General features: G+C 42.2%; 23 protein-coding genes and 1 pseudogene. 10 read left to right on the forward strand and 14 right to left on the reverse strand.

Annotated features, from left to right (window positions below; genetic code table 11):
* Window positions 1-27 precede the first annotated feature (27 nt).
* Window positions 28-1,866: a translational GTPase TypA gene (gene typA, locus V6D42_RS06935; RefSeq protein ID WP_010334118.1), complete on the reverse strand. Its 1,839-nt coding sequence runs from the start codon at window positions 1,864-1,866 to the stop codon at window positions 28-30.
* A gap of 111 nt (window positions 1,867-1,977) precedes the next feature.
* On the opposite strand from typA, the gene V6D42_RS06940 reads away from it, so the two are divergent.
* Together V6D42_RS06940 and V6D42_RS06945 are read left to right on the forward strand one after the other, a co-directional pair.
* Window positions 1,978-2,166 carry a YlaF family protein gene (locus V6D42_RS06940; protein ID WP_010334117.1) on the forward strand — a complete coding sequence of 63 codons (189 nt, stop codon included), beginning with the start codon at window positions 1,978-1,980 and terminating at the stop codon, window positions 2,164-2,166.
* 272 nt (window positions 2,167-2,438) lie between these two features.
* On the forward strand, window positions 2,439-3,044 hold the full coding sequence (locus V6D42_RS06945) for a hypothetical protein (protein ID WP_029441237.1): 606 nt from the start codon (window positions 2,439-2,441) through the stop codon (window positions 3,042-3,044).
* Between the two features lie 44 nt (window positions 3,045-3,088).
* On the opposite strand, the gene V6D42_RS06950 is transcribed toward V6D42_RS06945, so the two are convergent.
* Window positions 3,089-3,382: a zf-HC2 domain-containing protein gene (locus V6D42_RS06950; protein ID WP_333512745.1), complete on the reverse strand. Its 294-nt coding sequence runs from the start codon at window positions 3,380-3,382 to the stop codon at window positions 3,089-3,091.
* Window positions 3,379-3,567, reverse strand: a pseudogene (locus tag V6D42_RS06955) (sigma factor-like helix-turn-helix DNA-binding protein); the annotation flags it as partial. The gene V6D42_RS06950 and the pseudogene V6D42_RS06955, both read right to left, overlap by 4 nt.
* 346 nt (window positions 3,568-3,913) lie before the next feature.
* On the opposite strand from V6D42_RS06955, the gene V6D42_RS06960 reads away from it, so the two are divergent.
* From V6D42_RS06960 to V6D42_RS06970, 3 genes are all read left to right on the forward strand, one after another.
* Window positions 3,914-5,479: a M4 family metallopeptidase gene (locus tag V6D42_RS06960; RefSeq protein WP_333512746.1), complete on the forward strand. Its 1,566-nt coding sequence runs from the start codon at window positions 3,914-3,916 to the stop codon at window positions 5,477-5,479.
* Between the two features lie 415 nt (window positions 5,480-5,894).
* Complete coding sequence (locus tag V6D42_RS06965; RefSeq protein ID WP_333513131.1) at window positions 5,895-5,951, forward strand: hypothetical protein; 57 nt, start codon at window positions 5,895-5,897, stop codon at window positions 5,949-5,951.
* Between the two features lie 202 nt (window positions 5,952-6,153).
* Window positions 6,154-7,068, forward strand: coding sequence for a class I SAM-dependent methyltransferase (locus tag V6D42_RS06970; RefSeq protein ID WP_333512747.1), 915 nt, complete (start codon window positions 6,154-6,156; stop codon window positions 7,066-7,068).
* A 97-nt stretch (window positions 7,069-7,165) separates the two neighbouring features.
* On the opposite strand, the gene V6D42_RS06975 is transcribed toward V6D42_RS06970, so the two are convergent.
* The 3 genes from V6D42_RS06975 to V6D42_RS06985 all read right to left on the reverse strand — a co-directional run bounded on the left by V6D42_RS06975 (window position 7,166) and on the right by V6D42_RS06985 (window position 8,731).
* Window positions 7,166-7,621: a GNAT family N-acetyltransferase gene (locus tag V6D42_RS06975; RefSeq protein ID WP_333512748.1), complete on the reverse strand. Its 456-nt coding sequence runs from the start codon at window positions 7,619-7,621 to the stop codon at window positions 7,166-7,168.
* Window positions 7,608-8,405: an inositol-1-monophosphatase gene (gene suhB / locus V6D42_RS06980; RefSeq protein ID WP_333512749.1), complete on the reverse strand. Its 798-nt coding sequence runs from the start codon at window positions 8,403-8,405 to the stop codon at window positions 7,608-7,610. Before suhB ends, V6D42_RS06975 begins: the two co-directional genes overlap by 14 nt.
* Window positions 8,406-8,542: 137 nt before the next feature.
* Window positions 8,543-8,731: a hypothetical protein gene (locus V6D42_RS06985; protein WP_010334110.1), complete on the reverse strand. Its 189-nt coding sequence runs from the start codon at window positions 8,729-8,731 to the stop codon at window positions 8,543-8,545.
* A 238-nt stretch (window positions 8,732-8,969) separates the two neighbouring features.
* Between V6D42_RS06985 and V6D42_RS06990 the strand changes: the two genes are divergently transcribed.
* Window positions 8,970-9,608, forward strand: coding sequence for a YktB family protein (locus V6D42_RS06990; protein ID WP_326128908.1), 639 nt, complete (start codon window positions 8,970-8,972; stop codon window positions 9,606-9,608).
* A gap of 36 nt (window positions 9,609-9,644) precedes the next feature.
* Here the strand turns inward: V6D42_RS06990 and V6D42_RS06995 are convergent, their stop codons facing one another.
* Window positions 9,645-9,911, reverse strand: coding sequence for a UPF0223 family protein (locus tag V6D42_RS06995; protein ID WP_010334108.1), 267 nt, complete (start codon window positions 9,909-9,911; stop codon window positions 9,645-9,647).
* Window positions 9,912-10,096: 185 nt separating this feature from the next.
* On the opposite strand from V6D42_RS06995, the gene speA reads away from it, so the two are divergent.
* A complete protein-coding gene (gene speA / locus V6D42_RS07000) occupies window positions 10,097-11,569 on the forward strand; it encodes an arginine decarboxylase (protein ID WP_333512750.1) in 1,473 nt (490 codons plus the stop codon).
* A gap of 36 nt (window positions 11,570-11,605) precedes the next feature.
* Here the strand turns inward: speA and V6D42_RS07005 are convergent, their stop codons facing one another.
* A complete protein-coding gene (locus tag V6D42_RS07005) occupies window positions 11,606-11,725 on the reverse strand; it encodes a GapA-binding peptide SR1P (RefSeq protein ID WP_010334106.1) in 120 nt (39 codons plus the stop codon).
* A gap of 430 nt (window positions 11,726-12,155) precedes the next feature.
* Here V6D42_RS07005 and slp point away from each other — a divergent pair, with 430 nt between their 5' ends.
* On the forward strand, window positions 12,156-12,530 hold the full coding sequence (slp, locus tag V6D42_RS07010) for a peptidoglycan-associated lipoprotein Slp (protein WP_010334105.1): 375 nt from the start codon (window positions 12,156-12,158) through the stop codon (window positions 12,528-12,530).
* A 50-nt stretch (window positions 12,531-12,580) separates the two neighbouring features.
* On the opposite strand, the gene lpdA is transcribed toward slp, so the two are convergent.
* The 5 genes from lpdA to V6D42_RS07035 all read right to left on the reverse strand — a co-directional run bounded on the left by lpdA (window position 12,581) and on the right by V6D42_RS07035 (window position 18,597).
* A complete protein-coding gene (gene lpdA / locus V6D42_RS07015; protein ID WP_333512751.1) occupies window positions 12,581-13,993 on the reverse strand; it encodes a dihydrolipoyl dehydrogenase in 1,413 nt (470 codons plus the stop codon).
* Window positions 13,994-13,997: 4 nt separating this feature from the next.
* Window positions 13,998-15,326, reverse strand: coding sequence for a pyruvate dehydrogenase complex dihydrolipoyllysine-residue acetyltransferase (pdhC, locus tag V6D42_RS07020; RefSeq protein ID WP_024121262.1), 1,329 nt, complete (start codon window positions 15,324-15,326; stop codon window positions 13,998-14,000).
* Window positions 15,327-15,442: 116 nt separating this feature from the next.
* Window positions 15,443-16,420, reverse strand: a complete 978-nt coding sequence (pdhB, locus tag V6D42_RS07025; RefSeq protein ID WP_029441235.1) for a pyruvate dehydrogenase complex E1 component subunit beta — start codon at window positions 16,418-16,420, stop codon at window positions 15,443-15,445.
* Between the two features lie 3 nt (window positions 16,421-16,423).
* Window positions 16,424-17,539, reverse strand: a complete 1,116-nt coding sequence (gene pdhA / locus V6D42_RS07030; RefSeq protein WP_326128912.1) for a pyruvate dehydrogenase (acetyl-transferring) E1 component subunit alpha — start codon at window positions 17,537-17,539, stop codon at window positions 16,424-16,426.
* A 386-nt stretch (window positions 17,540-17,925) separates the two neighbouring features.
* The gene (locus V6D42_RS07035) at window positions 17,926-18,597 is read right to left on the reverse strand and encodes a YkyA family protein (protein WP_333512752.1); all 672 of its coding nucleotides are present in this window, start codon (window positions 18,595-18,597) and stop codon (window positions 17,926-17,928) included.
* Between the two features lie 218 nt (window positions 18,598-18,815).
* Here V6D42_RS07035 and V6D42_RS07040 point away from each other — a divergent pair, with 218 nt between their 5' ends.
* Entirely contained in the window at window positions 18,816-18,965 is a 150-nt protein-coding gene (locus V6D42_RS07040) for a YjcZ family sporulation protein (protein WP_333512753.1), read from the forward strand.
* 112 nt (window positions 18,966-19,077) lie between these two features.
* On the forward strand, window positions 19,078-19,632 hold the full coding sequence (gene def / locus V6D42_RS07045) for a peptide deformylase (RefSeq protein ID WP_333512754.1): 555 nt from the start codon (window positions 19,078-19,080) through the stop codon (window positions 19,630-19,632).
* Between the two features lie 41 nt (window positions 19,633-19,673).
* Here def and V6D42_RS07050 read toward each other — a convergent pair whose 3' ends face one another.
* Window positions 19,674-20,447 (reverse strand): Cof-type HAD-IIB family hydrolase, encoded by a 774-nt coding sequence (locus tag V6D42_RS07050; protein WP_333512755.1) that lies wholly within the window; start codon window positions 20,445-20,447, stop codon window positions 19,674-19,676.
* Window positions 20,448-20,799: the final 352 nt, after the last annotated feature.

Genomic DNA, 20,799 nt, shown 5'->3' on the forward strand with positions numbered 1-20,799 from the left:
TTCTATCTTTTCAAATTCTGCAAAGGATTAAGACAATCCTGCTGTTTTTTTCTTTTTAGCCGCTTTTTCACGTTCGTTTTTATTGAGGATTTTCTTTCTTAAACGGATGGATTCAGGCGTTACTTCGCAGTATTCATCTTCGTTTAAGTACTCTAAAGATTCTTCAAGAGACATGATGCGCGCTTTTTTAATTGTTGTTGTTTGATCTTTTGTTGCAGAGCGGACGTTTGTCTGCTGTTTCATTTTGCTGACATTGACAACAAGGTCGTTGTCACGATTATGCTCCCCAACAATCATTCCTTCATAAACTTCAGTACCAGGTTCAACAAAGATCACACCGCGGTCTTCAATCCCTTGAATTCCGTAAGATGTCGCTTTTCCGTTTTCCATTGACACAAGCACACCTTGACGGCGTCCGCCGACTTGGCCCGCCTGCATCGGCTGGTAGCTGTCAAACGTATGGTTCAGGATACCGAAGCCGCGTGTTAATGACAGGAACTCTGTTGAGTAACCGATCAATCCGCGGGAAGGCACTGTAAAGATTAAACGGACTTGGCCGTTACCGTTGTTAATCATATCGATCATTTCACCTTTACGCGCTCCCATTGATTCCATTACAGAGCCTGTATGCTCTTCCGGAACATCAATTTGCACGCGCTCTACAGGCTCACAGCGTACACCGTCAATTTCTTTGATGATAACTTCAGGTTTTGACACTTGAAGCTCATAGCCTTCACGGCGCATGTTTTCAATTAAAATAGACAGGTGAAGCTCACCGCGGCCGGAAACCACCCAAGCATCCGGAGAAGCTGTAGGCTCGACACGCAAGCTGACATCAGTCTGCAGCTGTGACTGAAGGCGTTCTTCAATTTTACGTGCTGTCACATATTTCCCTTCACGGCCGGCAAACGGGCTGTTATTTACGACAAATGTCATTTGAAGAGTCGGTTCATCAATGCGAAGCACCGGAAGCGGTTCTTGATGCTCTACAGGACAAACTGTTTCACCAACGTTGATATCTTCCATGCCGGAAACCGCAACGAGGTCTCCCGCTTTTGCTTCTTCAATTTCCACCCGTTTTAAGCCTTGGAAACCAAAGATCTTTGTCACACGGAATGATTTAGCTGTACCGTCAAGCTTCATAAGGGAAACCTGCTGACCGACTTTCATCGTACCGCGGAAAACGCGTCCGATTCCGATACGGCCTACATAGTCGTTATAATCAAGAAGTGCAACTTGGAATTGAAGCGGCTCATCTGCATTCTCAACAGGTGCCGGAACATGCTTAATAATCGTTTCATATAAAGCTTCCATGTTTTCATCTTGCTGCTTCGGATCAAGGCTCGCTGTTCCATTAATCGCAGAAGCATACACCACCGGGAATTCGAGCTGTTCTTCATTTGCATCAAGCTCGATGAACAGGTCAAGAACCTCATCAATAACTTCTTCAGGACGTGCGAAATCACGGTCGATTTTGTTCACAACAACAACCGGGTTCAAGTTTTGCTCAAGAGCTTTCTTCAGAACAAAACGAGTTTGAGGCATGCAGCCTTCATATGCGTCAACGACAAGCAGTACGCCGTCAACCATTTTCATAATCCGTTCTACCTCTCCCCCAAAGTCTGCGTGTCCAGGGGTATCCAAAATATTGATACGTGTATCTTTATAGTTAATCGCAGTATTTTTTGCCAAAATTGTAATGCCGCGTTCACGTTCAAGGTCGTTTGAGTCCATTGCGCGTTCAGCAACCTGTTCGTTGGCACGGAATGTACCAGCCTGGTGTAAAAGCTGATCGACTAGAGTCGTTTTCCCATGGTCAACGTGGGCAATAATCGCGATGTTGCGAAGATCATTTCGAAGTTTCACTTTTTCATCTCCTAAAAAAATTAGATAACTTTCATATTATACCACACATCCTCTTTAAAAGCGTCACGTTTTTCTGTAAACTTATCATAAGACGTAAAAGGGGATGGAAATATGAAAAAAATGAATTGGCTTTTATTATTATTTGCATTTGCAGCGGTTTTCAGCATAATGCTGATCGGCGTCTTTATCGCCGAAAAAAGCGCGTGGGGCATTATCGCCAGCATTGTGCTCGTTTGCGCCGTGATGGGAAGCGGATTTACGTTAAAAAAGAAAATGCGCGAGCAAGGATTGCTCGATTAAAAGCTTATCCTTGCTAAAGACATTGTAATCAAAAACACCGCAAATGAATGCGGTGTTTTTTCGTGGCGTAAGGCTTATCTCCCCTGTTTCCTAGGCGGGAAGAAGCAAAACAATATCCATTCATGGACAATCGTTCTAAATATGACATCTTTAACCAAACAAAAGTGGTTCGACATTGATATACATAAACTACCATAAAGCCTATTTTCCTGACACCAGCCTCTCCCTATAATGGGAATTGCACCACAATTCACAAAAGGGAGAGACGAAACATGAAAAAAACATTTGTGAAAAAAGCCATACTTACAACCGCCGCACTGACCTCAGCCACCCTGCTAACTTTCGGACCTGATGCCGCAAGCGCAAAAACAGTTAGTCACAGCACACCTGCTTTGCAGGAGACAATCACACATAAAGACCTGAATGCATTTTTAGATTTATTAAATCAATGTATATATGAAGAAGACGGGGTTTATTATTTTGACAGTGAAAAAGCTGTCGAGTTAGGAATGACACAAGAAGAGGCTCAAATCATTGCGAAATTGTGGGAATCGACCTCTGAATTTTTTGATGTTGTTTCACAATGTGTGTATGTTGAAGACGGCAGCTACAAATTTGATACAGAAAAAGCTGTTGAGCTCGGCTTCACAGAAAAAGAAGCACTGGCACTTGACCAATTTTTCGCCGCTGTTTCCCTTAAGATTCATATTCTGCAGGCATCCATTGTTTCAGAAGATGGAGCGTACAGCTTTGATAAAAATGCAGCTTTAGAAGCTGGTGCGACAACGGAGCAGGCAATTTTTTATGAAAAGCTCTTTGGCGCTCTGTCTCAAGAACAGCTTGCAGCCATCTACCAAATGCTTCATCCGCAGGCTTAATGTCATAAAAGCGCTTGTCCGTCAATCCGGCAAGCGCTTTTCCTTTAGATCAGCAGTTTGATGATCAGCATCACAGCAAACACTGCTCCAAACCAGAAGGCTGCTTTAATAATCAGCAAACCATAGTATCTTTGTTTAAAACGGATTTCTTCTTCAGGCAGAAAAGCATCTTGAGGTGCTTGTTCATCTTTAAACTCAAAAGGCTCAGACATCTGTTTATACATGTCTCTGCAGCTGTCGCAGGTGTTCATATGCTCTTCAATGAAGTTTTCCGTTTCTTTTTTGCAATCACCTTCAATATACAGAGGGAGAAGGTCTCTTACTAGAAAGCAGGTCATATCCGCTCCTCCTCTCTTCTTTTCGTCATGTTTTTCTTGAGCTCCAATCTTGCCCGGTGAAGTGTGGTTTTCACTTTTGAAAGGCTCCAGCCTAAGATTTCGGAAATTTCTTCATAAGAAAGCTCTTGAAATTCTCTTAAAATCAAAACGGATTGGTGCTGCCCCTTTAGCTGCAGCAGCTCTTGCAGTGTATCTGTTCAAAATGCAATACATAATGACTGAATAATTCCAACACGTACAACAATCCTTTACTTCTTATTAAGGCCTCATTCGGTTAGACAAGCCACTTGTTAAAAAGTTTCAATAAAAACCAAAAATTTCTCATCTCCCCTTTGATGAAAAGACGACATAACTCTTGCAATCATCCAGCACATGACACTTGACTCATCTTGATATTATTCAACAAAAATAAACACAGGACAATTCTATCAATTTTGTCTAGTTATGTTAGTTTTTGTTGAGAATGCTAGATTGCTCGTTTAATATAACGATATAAAGATTTTTCAGTATTTTCAAAAAGGGGGATTTATTGTGGGTTTAGGTAAAAAATTGTCCGTTGTTGTCGCTGCTTCGTTTATGAGTTTATCAATCGGCCTTCCGGGTGTTCAGGCTGCTGAGAATTACCAACTTAAGGAGAATCAAACAAACTTTCTTCCCAAAAGCGCCATTGCACAAACAGAGCTCTCGGCTCCAAATGACAAAGCTGTCAAACAGTTTTTGAAAAAGAACAGCAAAGTATTTAAAGGCGATCCCGCCAAAAGACTGAAACTTGTGGAAAGCACAACTGACAATCTTGGGTACAAGCACTTTCGATACGTGCCAGTGATTAACGGAGTGCCTATTAAAGATTCGCAAGTGATCGTTCACGTCGATAAATCTGACAAAGTCTATGCGATCAATGGAGAATTGCACAATCAGTCTGCTTCAAAAACAAAAAACAGCAAAAAGGTATCCTCTGACAAAGCATTGGCACTGGCTTTTAAAGCCATTGGCAAATCACCTGACGCCGTTTCTAACGGAAGTGCAAAAAACAGTGATAAAGCGGAGTTAAAAGCGGTAGAAACAGAGGACGGCAGCTATCGTCTGGCTTACGATGTCACGATTCGCTATATTGAACCTGAACCCGCGAACTGGGAAGTCTTAGTGGATGCCGAAACAGGCAGCATTTTAAAACAGCAAAATAAAGTAGAACATGCAGCCGCAACAGGATCAGGGACCACACTAAAAGGTGCAACAGTTCCTCTGAATATTTCTTATGAAAGCGGCAAATATGTTTTAAGAGACCTGTCAAAACCAACCGGCACTCAAATTATCACGTATGATTTACAAAACAGACAAAGCCGCCTTCCGGGAACGCTAGTCTCAAGCACAACAAATAAATTCACAACTTCATCACAGCGCGCAGCTGTAGATGCCCACTATAACCTGGGTAAAGTGTACGATTATTTTTACTCGACGTTTAAACGGAACAGCTATGACAACAAGGGCAGTAAAATCGTTTCTTCTGTTCACTACGGCAGCCAGTATAATAACGCCGCTTGGACAGGGGATCAAATGATTTACGGTGACGGAGACGGCTCCTTCTTCTCCCCGCTTTCCGGCTCCTTGGATGTGACAGCGCATGAAATGACACACGGTGTCACTCAAGAAACAGCCAACCTTGTCTATGAAAATCAGCCTGGGGCATTAAACGAGTCGTTCTCTGATGTGTTCGGTTACTTTACTGATACAGAAGACTGGGATATCGGTGAAGACATTACGGTCAGCCAGCCGGCTCTCCGCAGCTTGTCCAATCCGACAAAATATGACCAGCCTGACAATTACGCCGACTATCAAAACCTTCCGAATACAGATGAAGGCGATTACGGCGGTGTACACATAAACAGCGGAATTCCAAACAAAGCCGCTTACAATACTATTACAAAACTAGGCATTTCTAAATCACAGCAGATTTATTACCGTGCGTTAACAACGTATCTTACACCTTATTCCACATTCAAAGATGCGAAGGCCGCCCTCATTCAGTCTGCCCGTGACCTTTATGGCTCCACTGATGCCGCAAAAGTTGAAGCAGCCTGGAATGCCGTCGGTTTGTAATTTCTAAATGAAAAGCCTGAGATATCTCAGGCTTTTTCTTATTTTCAAGTTTTTTTGAAAATCAGCAGCTGTTTCACGACAGCCGGTCATATGTTAATGTTCAAATGTGTGGACTGCCTACCTTACCTGTGAGCAAATCGCAGACTCCGTACATACTAACCCGGTCATTATCCGCTAAATGAGCAATTTGTTTAAAAAAGCGGGTTTAATGATGCCAAAAGAGGATCCGGCGGGGCTTACCTATTAAAAGATGCAGAAGTCATTTCTACGACATTTATAAGGCGATTGGGTAGAAGGCGACCTTTTCCACACCATGAAAACCCTAATCCAGACTGCTGGGTCAGAGCAAATTTACATGAGATTCTAAAGCTAGGCCCAAGCCGCTTATGTTCATCGCGAGGAGCCTCCGATGCTCATGATACACGGCGATCATGATAACGTTGTTCCGTATGAGCAAAGCGGATTAATATAAGACTCTCACAAAAGCAGGTCATGTTGTAGTTATGTATTACAAGCAATAGCTAACAATTAAAAGAGAAAAATCTTCTCTTCCAACCCAAATATATTGACAAATTTTTTTATTTATGCTATAATTTACTATTAATATTTTTGTGTGTATAATAAGATTCTCCTGGCCGGGGGAATCTTATTTTTGTTTATCAGGAGGACATGATATGAAGGAAAATGAGTCCAGTTTAACAGCTTTACTATCTGCTTTTAGCCGAGCCTATCACAGTCAATATGACACACCTAAAATTTTTGACGATTATATTGCAAAAGACCTTATTTCTGAAAAAGAGTTTTCCGACATTAGTCAAAATATGATACAAGGCATACAGTTTTTCAATAAAGATATTGCCCGAAAGTTTCAAGATGACTCAGAGGAGATACTAAGGTGGATTACACAAGTCCAGCTTTCCCCAACGCCCTTAGCTCGAGCAGCTTATTGTGAGAAAGTATTGCGCAATGAAGCGGTGCTGGGGGCAAAACAGTATGTCATTCTTGGCGCCGGGTTAGATACTTTCTGCTTTCGGCATCCAGAGCTGGAAACCAGCTTAGATATATTTGAAATTGATTACCCCGCTACACAGCAATTGAAAAAGAAAAGATTGGATCATGCACAGCTGACTATCCCAACGAATCTTCATTTGGTTCCTATGGACTTTACCAAAACGTTTTCATATCAGCCTCTCTTAGATGAAGGCTTTGATAACAAAAAAACGTTCTTCAGCCTTTTAGGAGTTTCTTATTACTTGACGAAAGAAGAAAATAAGAGCCTGCTTAACCATTTATTTGCCCATGTTCCCTCGGGAAGCTCTATCGTTTTTGATTATGCAGACGAAACGCTCTTTGAAACAAAAGGAATGTCAAATAGAGTTGAACATATGGTGAAAATGGCTTCAGCAGCCGGTGAACCGATGAAATCATGTTTTACTTATCATGAAATCGAAAAAGCATTAGATTCAGCTGGTTTACTCATCTATGAACATGTCACACCAGCTGAAATCAATGAGCTTTTCTTCAAGAACCGAACGGATTATTTGTCAGCGTTTGAAACCATTCATTATATACATGCCGTAAAAAAATAAACCCCTTGGTTCATCACCAAGCTGGCCTCTCAATCGATGGTTAAAGATTGGGAGGTTTTTTGCGCATGAAAATAAGCCGCCGGCTGTATACGGCAGCTTAAACTAAAGGCTTTACCATGATCATGTATGACTTGTCTGCCTCATCTTTCTCCGTCTTGAGCTGTTCAAAGCCGCACTGGCTCAAAAACCGGATCCATTCATTCCGGTCAATCGGAACCGCTGTAAATAGCGCTCTGTGTTTTTCCTTCAGCGATTGGCCAATTTGTTCAATGATCTCTCTGGCATGCCCCTTTCTTTCTTCAGCAGGATCAACCAGCACTGTTCCCAGCCATGGCTTTCCGTTGGAAGGAGCCCATTCGAGATGATAGCTGACGGCAACAGGCAGGCCGTCTTTTTCCCATACAAGCCACGATCCGTTATACATCGAGTAGGAGATCATATAGCTTTCTGCATCTTTTTCACCAAACTCTTCCTTTTTCCAAACAGGATGAGCCTCCGCAATTTCCTCAAACCAACTGAGGTCATCCTGTTCAAATGGTCTATTTTTCAGCATGAAGATACTCTTCCAATATTATTTTATGTATAGATGGGTTGCCGGCCAGCACACAGTGATTTTCTAAAAAGGTGAACGGTTCACCTTCAGTCGTTGTATAGATGCCCCCTACTTCGTTTAACAGCACACAGCCGGCTGCGTAATCCCAAGGAGCAAGCCGCATCGTAATGTAAGCGTCAATTCTTCCCGCAGCGACGTTTGCCAGTTCTAAAGCGGCAGAGCCATAGGAGCGTGTTCCTCTCACCCTTTTCACAAGCGGCGCTAGCACACCCGGGTCAATTCTTCTGTTTTCCGTCACCCATGTTGCATTAATGGCAAGAATCGCTTCTTCAATAATGGTTTCCTTTAAAGGAGACAGCTGCGTTTCATTCATATAAGCACCTTTACCACTAAACGCGTGATACAGTTCATCATGCACCACATCGTAAATTAAGCCGATTTTGCCTTTTCCATTTTCAAAAATACCAATTGAGATCGCAAAATTTCTTTGCTGGTGCACAAAATTCATCGTGCCGTCAATCGGATCGATAATCCAGACGACACCCTCCAATGAGTGGATTTTATCTCCTTGTCCTTCTTCTCCAAGTATGCGATGCCCCGGAAAGGTTTCTTGAATGCGGTCAATAAAAAACTTTTCCGTTTCCTTGTCAATATTGGTGACTAAATCATTCGGATTTGATTTTGTTTCAATTGTCAGGCTTTCGTGCATCGACTGTTTAATTCTTGCGCCTGCTTCTTTTATCCATTTCTTTGCAGTCTCATCAATTTCCGTCCAATTTGTCATTCATACGTACCTCTTTTCTATGTAGACCTTTATTTTATAGAATACTGATAACGGCAGTGAAAAAGCAAGGAAAATGAAAAATATGCCTTCTCATGTAAAAACGAACCATTCACGCGGTTCGTTTTCACTATAGCTTTTTACCCGTTGAGGCGAATCCATTCTTTTCTGAGACGTTCAAGTTTGTTTTTGCTTAGCTCAATCTGTTCGTCATTTTCTTTCTGCATTGCCTCATAAAGGGTTGCCAATTCATAATCAACCTCTAGTCTCCAGACAGCTACACGGTTGTTTTTCTCTTCCCTAAATCCCTCTTTCACAACTTGCCTCATTGTCTTTCGCCCCTTCCAGAGATCATTTGTTTTAAAAAAGCATCCCATTTTGCCATTCAACAATGATACTTCTTATATCCTATGATTCTTCTATTTACCTGTAACATGATTCTGAAAATTGTGTGTTTACCTATTCGTTTATTACCACATTCCCCCTCTCTTCAAACGCGTGCTCATCTTTTTGCTGCGCGTTCTAACTGTGATAAAATATGTATACTTAGCATGAAGGAGGAAAATCATGACACAAATGCGTTTTACTGAAGAAGACTTTAACACATTTACAATAGACGGCTTAGACGCGCGCATGGAGGTGTTAAAAGAGCGGGTTCGTCCGAAGCTGACTGCTCTAGGCGAGCACTTTGCCCCGACATTATCTGCTTTAACCGGAGATGAAATGTTCCCCCATGTGGCCAAGCACGCAAGAAGATCAGTCAACCCTCCCGCAGACAGCTGGGTGGCTTTTGCCAATAGCAAAAGAGGCTATAAAAAACTGCCGCATTTTCAAATCGGCTTGTGGGAGAGCCATGTTTTTGTATGGTTCGCGATCATTTATGAGTCCCCTATAAAAGAAGAATACGGCAAATTGCTTGAAGCGAATCAAGACAGCGTTACAAATCACATTCCAGACAGCTTCGTTTGGTCTGCGGATCACACAAAGCCGGGGGTCCATAAGCAGTCAGAAATGGACAAGGAACAGCTCAAGACATTGTTTGAACGTTTGCAGACCATAAAGAAAGCCGAACTGTTATGCGGTATTCAGCTTTCAAAAGATGAGGTGCTGAGTATGAATAACGAAGAATTTCTGCAGCGAATAGACGATGCCTTCCAGCAGCTTGCATTTCTGTATCGCTTAACCCAAAAAGTATCACAAGCATAAAAAAGAGCCGGGATCTTTCATCCGGCTCTTTTCCTTTTACATCTTAATCTTTGCCTGGTCAGATTCCTTCGCCTGCTTGACCGTACGATAAGGAGAGTATGTACTTTGTTCCTCAAACTCGCCGCATAGCTTTTTTTCTTCAGCTTTTCCCGGCACAATTTCTTTGAAACGCCGGTACGCCTTAAGCAGTTCTTCACGATCGGCTCCCTTTTCATAAGCCAGCTCAACCTGCTGGAAAAATGCAATCACATCGACAGCTTCTTCGGTTGTCCAATCTTCATTCATGGGGTATTGGTATTCCATTTTCTTCACTCCTTATCAATTCGCTTTCCTTTTACAAAAAGCATCTTCATTTGATCATAAATTGTTCTTTACATTCTTTCAAGTTCATAATATAATTCATTTGTTTTACGTCTAAAAAACGGTTGAGAAACTGATTTTAATACACACTAATATGCATAGGTATTACTACAAAGGTGGGAAAACAATTGTCGCAACATGAAACACCCTTATACACAGGCCTGAAAAAGCACGCAAGCAAACAGCCTGTTCAATTCCACATTCCCGGCCATAAAAAAGGGGCAGGAATGGATCCAGAGTTCAGACAATTTATCGGTGAAAACGCGTTAAGTATAGATTTGATTAATATTGAACCATTAGATGACCTGCATGCGCCTAAAGGCATTATTAAAGAAGCGCAGGATTTGGCGGCCGAAGCTTTCGGCGCGGATCACACCTTTTTTTCTGTTCAGGGCACAAGCGGCGCAATCATGACAATGGTGATGGCTGTCTGCGGACCTGGAGATAAAATCATCATTCCAAGAAATGTGCACAAATCCATTATGTCAGCTATTGTATTTTCCGGAGCTGTCCCAATCTTTATTCATCCTGAAATTGACAATGAACTGGGCATCTCTCACGGCATTACACTTGAATCCGCTAAACGGGCGCTGAGTGAACATCCTGATGCCAAGGGGCTTCTAGTGATCAACCCGACATATTTCGGAGTAGCTGCTGATTTAAAAAGCATCGTAGAATTAGCCCATTCCTTTAATGTGCCGGTTCTGGTCGATGAAGCGCACGGCGTTCATATTCATTTTCATGACCAATTTCCGCTTTCAGCGATGCAGGCAGGTGCAGACATGGCCGCGACAAGTGTGCATAAGCTAGGCGGATCACTGACACAAAGCTCTATTCTAAACATGAAAGAAGGCCTTGTATCTAAAGACAGAGTGCAATCGATACTCAGCATGCTGACAACCACGTCTACTTCTTATTTGCTTCTAGCCTCTTTGGACGTCGCCAGAAAACGTCTTGCGACAGAGGGCTACCAGCTTGCTGAAGAAACGTTGAAGCTTGCCAACCAGACGAGAGAACGTCTGAACCAAATTGAGGGCATTTACTGTGTCGGTTCTGAAATTCTCGGTTCTAAAGCAGCTTACAATTATGACCCGACAAAATTAATTATTTCAGTTAAAAATCTTGGGCTCACAGGACATGATGTCGAGAAGTGGCTGCGGGAATCCTTTAATATTGAAGTAGAGCTTTCAGATCTATATAACATCTTGTGTATCTTCACGCCTGGTGACAGCCAAAACGATGCGGATCGCCTTGTTGAAGCATTAAAAGAGATTGCGCGTCAAATGTCAGCAAATGATGTTACGCATAAACAGACAAAGGTACTGCTTCCAGAAATCCCGTTACTGGCGATGACGCCGCGTGACGCTTTCTATGCGAATACAGAAGTTGTTCCATTAAAAGAAGCAGCAGGACGGATTATCGCTGAATTTGTAATGGTGTATCCGCCTGGAATTCCTATCTTTATCCCCGGCGAGATTATTACAGAAGAAAACATCAGCTACATCTTCAAAAACATTGATGCCGGACTTCCAGTTCAAGGACCGGAAGACTCTACCCTAAGCATGATTCGAGTTATAAAAGAGCAAAAAGCTATTCAATAAATACAAAAAGCATGCGGCTTAGCCGCATGCTTTTTCTTACTCTTCATCAAGAGGACACTGACATTGTCCGCAGCATGTTCCGTATAACGTTGTAACCTTCTCATCCTCGAAGTAATGAATGGCTTCGTTACAATCTTGGCAAACAATCGTACCCATCTCTCATTCCCCATTTCTTTTAATTTTGAAAACGCTTAATTTCTTTTATTGGTATTATATTAATATGTCACATTTAAAATGTCAACAACAAACTGTATAACACATTTATTTCGAAAACTTTTAATGTAACATGTTTTTTCTTTTCGGTTATATAAATTATCATCTTCATAACAAACGCTTTCATTCGATACTTATGCTGAAAAGACATGGTGATTTCATGTTTTCTTGAACTTTTTTTGAATCGTGTAACGAAATTGCAAATGATTCGCGATGAATAAAATGTGCGTTCAGAGTATTGGGTTTAAAGGAATGTTATCTCTCTTTAAAAACGGTTTCAATTATATAACAATTAGGTAACAAGAAGCAGATGACGCGGTTACTCGTGATAAACTAAAACTAGTTTACTATGGTTTTACAGAGGAGAAGATAGATGCGATATCGCGCGGTATTTCCCATACTGATGATAGTATTTGCTTTATCGGGCTGCACCCTTTCCACAATCAATCCAATACAGAAAAGCCGAATTGACAGCATTCATCATACTCAAATCCTATTTTTTTCTGATGAAAATCAAATTGATCAAGAGGCGTCATATTATGATGCTCTGCTTGATTTAGAAAAGGATTATCCTGATCAAATAGATAAAATGAAGGTATACGATAATAGGAAAGGCTGGGAAGATGAAATCGAAACCGTCCCTACTCTCATGGTAGTTGATCAGCGGCATGTCGTTGTGAAAATAGAGGGATGTGTGAAAAAGAAAGAAGACATTATTAAACCATTACAGCATGTACTGTCTAAATAAAGGAAAACAGCCCTCGCTTGCAGCGGGGCTGTTTTTTTATGTTATCTCTATTATTTTACGATGTGAATCGGGCTTCCGATTGCCACTTCAGCAGCTTCCATTGTGATTTCACCCAATGTTGGATGCGCATGAATTGTCATAGCGATATCTTCAGCAGTCATGCCGCCTTCGATAGCTAAGCTTAATTCAGAAATCATGTCAGAAGCGCTTGCGCCGGCGATTTGCGCACCGATCACAAGGCCGTCCTCTTTACGAGTGATCAGCTTCATGAAGCCGTCTGTTTCGTTAAGAGAAAGCGCACGGCCGTTTGCTGCAAATGGGAATTTAGCAGCAACAATGTCAAGGCCTTCTTCTTTCGCCTGTGCTTCAGTGTAACCGACTGATGCAAGCTCAGGCTCAGAGAAGACAACCGCAGGAATACCAAGGTAATCGATTTCTGCAGGCTCTCCAGCGATCGCTTCTGCAGCAATCTTACCTTCGTAAGATGCTTTGTGAGCAAGCGGCGGTCCTTCAATGATATCACCGATTGCATAGATGTTAGGTACGTTTGTACGGCACTGTTTGTCAGTTTTGATAATACCGCGGTCAGTCATCTCAATACCGACTTGATCAAGACCAAGTTCATCAGTATTTGGACGGCGTCCGACAGTGATCAATACGTAATCAGCATCAACAGTTTTTTCTTCACCTTTTACTTCGAAAGTGACTGTTACGCCGTCAGCCTTTTCTTCAACGCCTTTAGCCATCGCGTTTGTATGGATTTCAACGTTGCCTTTTTTCTTCAGTCTGCGAGTAACAAGGGAACTCATTTGTTTTTCGAAGCCTGGGAGAATTTCATCTCCGCCTTCAAGAATGACAAGCTCAGTTCCGAAGTTTGCATACGCAGTTCCAAGCTCAGTTCCAATGTATCCGCCGCCGATGACAACAAGTTTTTTAGGAATTTCTTTAAGAGCCAAAGCGCCTGTTGAATTTAGAACACGCTCAGTATATTTGAAGTTTGGCAATTCGATAGGACGAGAACCAGTCGCAATGATTGCATTTTTGAACGTGTATGTTTGAGCAGAATTCTCATCCATTACACGAACTGAATTGCTGTCTACGAAGTAAGCTTCGCCTTTTACTACATCTACTTTGTTGCCTTTAAGAAGACCTGCTACACCGCCAGTAAGCTTGTTAACAACAGAAGTTTTCCACTCTTGAACTTTTGTGAAATCAACTGTTACGTTCTCAGCAGTGATTCCCATGTCATCAGAATGCTTAGCATTCTCATAACGGTGGCCAGCATTGATCAGCGCTTTTGAAGGGATACATCCAACGTTCAGACAAACGCCTCCAAGAGTTGCTTTTTCAACGACTGTTACTTTTTGTCCAAGCTGTGCAGCGCGGATGGCAGCTACATAGCCGCCAGGTCCCGCACCAATTACAAGAGTATCTGTTTCAATAGGGAAATCTCCTACTACCATAACATTACGCCTCCATTAAAATTAATTGTGGATCGTTCAGTAAACGCTTGATGTGATTGAGTGCATTTTGCGCAGTCGCTCCGTCGATCATACGGTGGTCGAAGCTGAGAGAAAGAGCTAAGACTGGAGCTGCTACGATTTCGCCATCACGAACAATCGCTTTTTCTGCAATGCGTCCGATACCAAGAATCGCAACTTCTGGATGGTTGATAACCGGAGTGAACCATTGTCCGCCGGCAGAACCGATGTTTGTAATTGTGCAAGATGCGCCTTTCATTTCAGCTGGAGCAAGCTTGCCTTCACGAGCTTTTGTTGCAAGGCTGTTGATCTCATCAGAAATTTCAAAGATCGCTTTACGATCTGCATTTTTTACAACCGGCACAAGCAAGCCTTTTTCAGTGTCAGCAGCGATACCGATGTTGAAATAATGTTTTTGGATTACTTCATCTGTTTTATCGTCAATTGACGTGTTTAAAACAGGGAATTTTTTCAGTGCAGATGTAAGAGCTTTTACAACGTAAGGCAAGTATGTCAGCTTGATGCCTTGATCAGCAGCAACCTGTTTGAACTGTTTACGATGTGCAACAAGGTTTGTTACGTCCACTTCGTCCATTAGTGTTACGTGAGGAGCAGTGTGTTTAGAGTTAACCATCGCTTTTGCAATTGCTTTACGGATACCGCTCATTTTTTCGCGAGTTTCTGGGAATTCGCCTTCTGGAGCTGGTGCAGCAGCCGGTTTAGCGGCTGTTTCTTGAGGTGCTGCCGTTTCTTGCGGCGCAGCTTCTTGCGCTCCTCCGTTTACAAAGCTGTCGATATCTTCTTTCACAACACGTCCGTTGTTGCCTGAACCAGTTACTTTGCGAATATCTACGCCTTTTTCACGAGCGTATTTACGTACAGAAGGCATAGCGATCACGCGTTTGTTCGGGTCAACTTCAGCTTGATCCTGCTGTCCTGCGCCAGTTTCTTTAGCAGGCTCTTCAGCACGCTCTTCTTTCGCAACATCTTGTCCAGCTTCACCAGTAGACTGAACTTGTGCTTCAGTTTTTGCGTCGCCAGACTCATCGCTGCCTTTAAATTGAAGGTCTTCGTAACCAGGTGCATCAAACGTAATGATCGTTTGTCCAACAGTTGCAACTGTTCCCTCTTCAACTTTTAATTCTAATACTTTTCCTTTAACAGGTGAAGGAATTTCTACTACTGCTTTATCATTTTGGACTTCCGCCAGTACATCATCTTCGTCTACCTCATCGTTAGGCTTGACAAACCATTTTACGATTTCGCCTTCGTGGATACCTTCCCCGATATCTGGAAGTTTAAATTCAAATGCCACAGTTCTCGACCTCCTAGTTTGATTAAGCAATTTTAAAGTTTACATCGTAAGCATTGAAAACACATATATAATGGAGGGAAAGCGTTTCAGCTCCCTCCCGATATTATGCAATTTGATTAAAATTCAAGTACTTTTCTAGCTGTTTCAAGAACGTCTTTATGGTTTGGAAGCCATACGCTCTCCGCTTGAGAGAAAGGAAATACTGTATCAGGCGCAGCAACGCGAAGTACAGGCGCTTCCAAGCTCAAAATCGCACGGTCATTGATTTCAGCTACTACGTTCGCAGCAACGCCGGCTTGTTTTTGAGCCTCTTGAACAACAATCGCGCGGCCTGTTTTTTCTACAGATGCAATGATTGTGTCGATATCAAGCGGGCTGACTGTGCGAAGGTCAACGACTTCAGCAGAAATGCCGTCTTTTTCAAGCTCTTCAGCTGCTTTTAATGATTCATGAACCATTGCGCCGTAAGTGATGATTGAAAGATCAGTTCCTTCACGTTTCACATCAGCTTTGCCAAGTTCAATTGTGTACTCTTCTTCAGGAACTTCCTGACGGAAAGAGCGGTAAAGTTTCATGTGCTCTAAGAAAACAACAGGATCATTGTCTCTGATCGCAGAAATTAAAAGCCCTTTGGCATCATAAGGAGTTGACGGAATGACAACTTTGATACCAGGCTGCTGTGCAACAAGACCTTCTAAGCTGTCAGCGTGTAGTTCAGGAGTATGAACACCGCCGCCGAAAGGAGAACGAATGGTTACAGGTGAAGTCCAGCGTCCGCCTGAACGGTAGCGCATACGAGCCATTTGGCCTGAAACTGAATCCATTACTTCATAAACGAATCCGAAGAATTGGATTTCCATTACCGGACGGAAGCCATTTAAGCCTAAACCAAGGGCAAGACCGCCGATACCAGATTCAGCAAGAGGCGTGTCAAACACACGATCTTCACCAAATTCTTTTTGCAATCCTTCTGTCGCACGGAATACGCCGCCGTTTACACCAACGTCTTCTCCGAAAACTAAGACATTTTCGTCATTTTTCAGTTCTGTGCGTAACGCATCCGTGATTGCTTGAATCATTGTCATTTGCGCCATGGCTTACTTCGACTCCTTCTGTGTATAAATTTCAAATTGCTCCTCAAGGTTATGAGGCATTTTTTCGAACATGATTTTCATTAAATCAGTTACTTTTTGTTTAGGCTCAGCATCCGCTTTTTTGATTGCTTGCTTAATTTCTTCTTTTGCATCCTCGATTACTTTTGCTTCTTCTTCTTCAGACCATAAGCCTTTGTTTTCAAGGAACGCACGGAAGCGTACAAGCGGATCTTTTTGCTCCCACTCGTTTTCGATTTCTTTTGTACGATATTTAGTCGGATCGTCACCAGCCATTGTGTGCGGGCCATAACGGAATGTCAGTGTTTCAATCAGTGTCGGGCCTTCGCCGTTAATCGCGCGCTCGCGTGCTTCAGCAGTTGCAGCGTATACAGCAAGCGGATCCATTCCGTCTACTTGTACACCCACAATACCGGCAGCTACTGCTTTTTGTGCAATTGTGCCTGCTGCAGATTGTTTTTCAACTGGAGTTGAAATCGCGTAACGGTTGTTTTGTACAACGAAGATCGCAGGTGCTTTATAAGCGCCGGCAAAGTTAATTCCTTCGTAGAAGTCCCCTTGTGAAGCTCCGCCGTCACCAGTGTAAGTGATTGCGACAGCTTTCTTACCGCGTTTTTTAAGACCTAGCGCAACACCGGCCGTTTGAATGTATTGAGCACCGATAATGATTTGTGGAGAAAGGGCATTCACATCATCAGGCATTTGGTTACCCCGGAAATGTCCGCGAGAGAACAGGAACGCTTGATATAATGGAAGGCCGTGCCAGATTAACTGAGGCACATCACGGTATCCCGGAAGAACGAAGTCTTCTTTTTCAAGCGCGAAATGCGTAGCAATCTGAGAAGCTTCTTGGCCCGCAGTAGGAGCGTAGAATCCGAGACGTCCTTGACGGTTTAATGAGATAGAGCGCTGATCAAGCACACGCGTAAATACCATACGGCGCATTAGCTCTTTCAATTGATCATCAGTTAAATCAGGCATCGCCGCTTCATTCACGACTTCTCCCTTTTCATTTAAAATTTGGAACGTTTCGAACTGCTTTTTAATGGCATCAAATTGCTTCTTACTGTCAACGATTACTTTTTTCGTTTTTGCAGCCATACTAAAGTCACCTCTTCCTTTCTTTTAAACAGTCATTAGACGTGCATTCCTTTTATACATACAAACTTAGGGTACCCTAAAGTATCAGCAGTAAGTCGTATATATTTTAGCCGATCCCCAGTTTGCCGAAACCTTTATGTAGGATAGTTACACTCGCTTTGAACTGTATTATTTCGCAGTTGTAAAAAACTAATACAACACCGCTTAACATGGATTAGTTTACACCATATAAAGAAGAACCGTCAATCGTTTTCATCGCTGATTTTCAATAAATGTATTCGCTTTACATTTTCTCAAAAAAAACAGATGCAACCTGTACTCCAAACTGTACTAGTATAACCTATCCTACTGTACTACAATAGAAAAGCAAAAAGAGCTGATCATAGTCAGCTCTTTTTTATCTGATAGCCTGCGGCGTCATATAAGTCTTCACGGGCTTTATTATATTTCTGCGTTTGCACATCAAATTCTCCGCTTTGTTTAAGGACTTTTTTATAAGAAGCATTTGCTTTTTCGATCTGCTGTTCAAGCTTATTCACCGTCAAGTCTTTGTCTTTCAGAAGCTTATACAGTTTTTTATCAAGTTTAATGGCTTTTTCATATTCTTCAGACATAGAGCTGTATGCTGCATATCTTTTTTTCATATGATCTGCCGCAGTCTCGGCCTTTTTCTTTAAGTGTCTATCCTTAATAGTTTCAGCGGATTTTTTTACTTCCTCAAATTCTGACTCGGATTTCTCGATGCTCTCATTTTCAAGCTTCAGATGTTCTTCACGTTTATTTACATTCTCTAATGCTTCATTTGATAAAGAAACGATTTTTTTATAATCATCCATATTAAGCTTGATGACATCATTGTAGAGAGCATGTTCTTTTTTCTCTAATTCCTCGAGCGTTTTCTGTTCTTCTTGAAACGGCTTTTCTAGATCAGCGACCTTTTCTAATGAGTCATGAAGTGAGTCCAGCGGATCCTGTCCCACACACCCGGTTAAAAGTAAACTCAAAGCGCAAAAGGCTCCGATTTTCACACCGTGTCGCCGTTTTATTCTGTCTTTCACGTTAAATCCTCCAATCTTGACATTTTCTACTATAGAATCCATAAAGATATTTGACAATAGTCAGATGGTTATCTCATGGTTTGCTGAACAAAAAAACAAATCTAAATCGTGAAAAATCAGGACAGATGACCATACAACTTTTTTGTTTTTACATAGGTTATTGTAGACGCTATGCCTACTACAAGGCTCTGGCGTAATTAAAAGAGGAGGTTATGTTCATGTACGGTTATGGATATGGTTACGGCGGAGGCTGCTGCAGTTATGGTTACGGATATGGCGGAGGATATGGCCGCACATTTGCGTTAATTGTTGTTTTATTCATTCTGTTAATCATTGTCGGAGCTGCTTATTTAGGCGGAGGCTGTTAATCATTACACAGTAAAACACTGACCAGCCATTTACGGCTGGTCATTTGTTTCGTTGCACCTTTACGAAGAAATCCGATATAATTTACATATTAAGCTTTAGGAGTGAAGTTTCTTGATTACTATGGAAAACATCGTGCGCGACGGCCATCCTGCCCTAAGAGTGACAGCAGAGCCTGTCGGGCTGCCTGCCACAGAAGAAGAAAAACAGCAGCTGGCAGATATGATTGAATTCGTAAAAAACAGCCAAAATCCGGAATTAGCTGAAAAATATAAGCTGCGTCCCGGCGTGGGACTCGCGGCTCCTCAAATTAATATTAATAAACGGATGATCGCAGTCCATGCAGAAGATGCTTCCGGGAAGTTATACAGCTATGCATTGTTTAATCCAAAGATCGTCAGCCATTCCGTTGAAAGAAGCTACTTAACAAGCGGTGAAGGCTGCCTGTCAGTTGATGAGACAATTCCCGGCTTTGTTCCGCGCTATGCTCGTATCAGAGTGAAAGGAACAACACTGGAGGGTGAACAAATTGATATTCGTTTAAAAGGGTTTCCGGCGATTGTATTTCAGCATGAAATCGACCATTTAAATGGCGTTATGTTTTATGATCATATCGATAAAGAAAATCCTTTTAAAGAACCTGAAAATGCGATTGCGATAGACCGCTAAAAGAAAATATGCGGCTGGCACTCTAAGTGCCAGCCGCTTTTTTATTTTAGCAGGCCTAATTCTTTGACAGCATGAGCAATTCCATCCTCGTCTACAGGCTTTGTTACAAAATCCGCAACTTCTTTTAATTCAGGAACAGCATTCCCCATGGCAACGCCTGTTCCGACAAACTGAATCATTTGCAGATCATTTAATCCGTCACCGAAGGCATATGTATCGCTGATATCAAACGGAAGACGCTCGATTACTTTTTTAATCCCCTCCGCCTTTGATCCGCCGCGCGGCAGAACATCAGTCGAAAGCTCATGCCAGCGCACAAGATCGAATTCAGGAAAAGCCGCATAAACTTTTTCTTCTACATCCTGGCAAAACAACAGAAGCTGAAAAATTTCTTTTCCTTCATAGAAGAGGTCATCGGTTTCAGGATAGTCGGTTTTCAGGCTGCCGATTCCCTCCAAGACATGAGGATGATCTGCAACAGTTGCTTTCATTGTATCTTCAGCCATAAACACAACCGGGTGGCTTCCTTCTCCCGCCTGCTTTAACAATCTTCTGATAGCCTCTTCAGGCAGCGGATTCTTATAAATCACTTCTTTTTCAAAGACGACATACTGACCATTGTAGGAGATAAATGAGTGAATGCCTAGCTCCTCTAAAATCGGTTTCACCAGAAACGGGGACCGCCCGCTAGCGATAAACACATGGTGTCCTTGCCGCTGAAGCTCTGCTACCGTTTTTCTTGTGCTTTCCGGTATTTTTTTGTCATGATCATATATCGTGCCGTCAATATCGAAAAAGATTAATTTTGAGTTCATCGTTATTCCCCTTTATGTCTTAATCTGCAATTCCCACACTCATCATACAAAAAGATTCCGGTTCAGCAAACCATTTCCCTCAAAAACAAAATAAAATTCCATTAATATCCACGAAAAGTCCGTGCTAAACTCCGTATACTATTTGTATATAACAACCTTGGACAAGTAACAATTGAAGGAGGGCCTGCGTTATGCTTAGGAAATTAAAAAAGAAGCTCAGAAGACAATGGAACGGAATGCTCCGCAGGAAAGTCATTGCCTGATAAGGAATCTTCACTTTTTCAAAGGTCCTTATTTTGCTCAAGACTTTCCTTATATTCCGTTTTCGAATATAATAGAGTAAGGCGAGTCT

This window comes from Bacillus sp. 0909A (assembly GCF_036765115.1).
Lineage (GTDB): Bacteria > Bacillota > Bacilli > Bacillales > Bacillaceae > Bacillus > Bacillus mojavensis.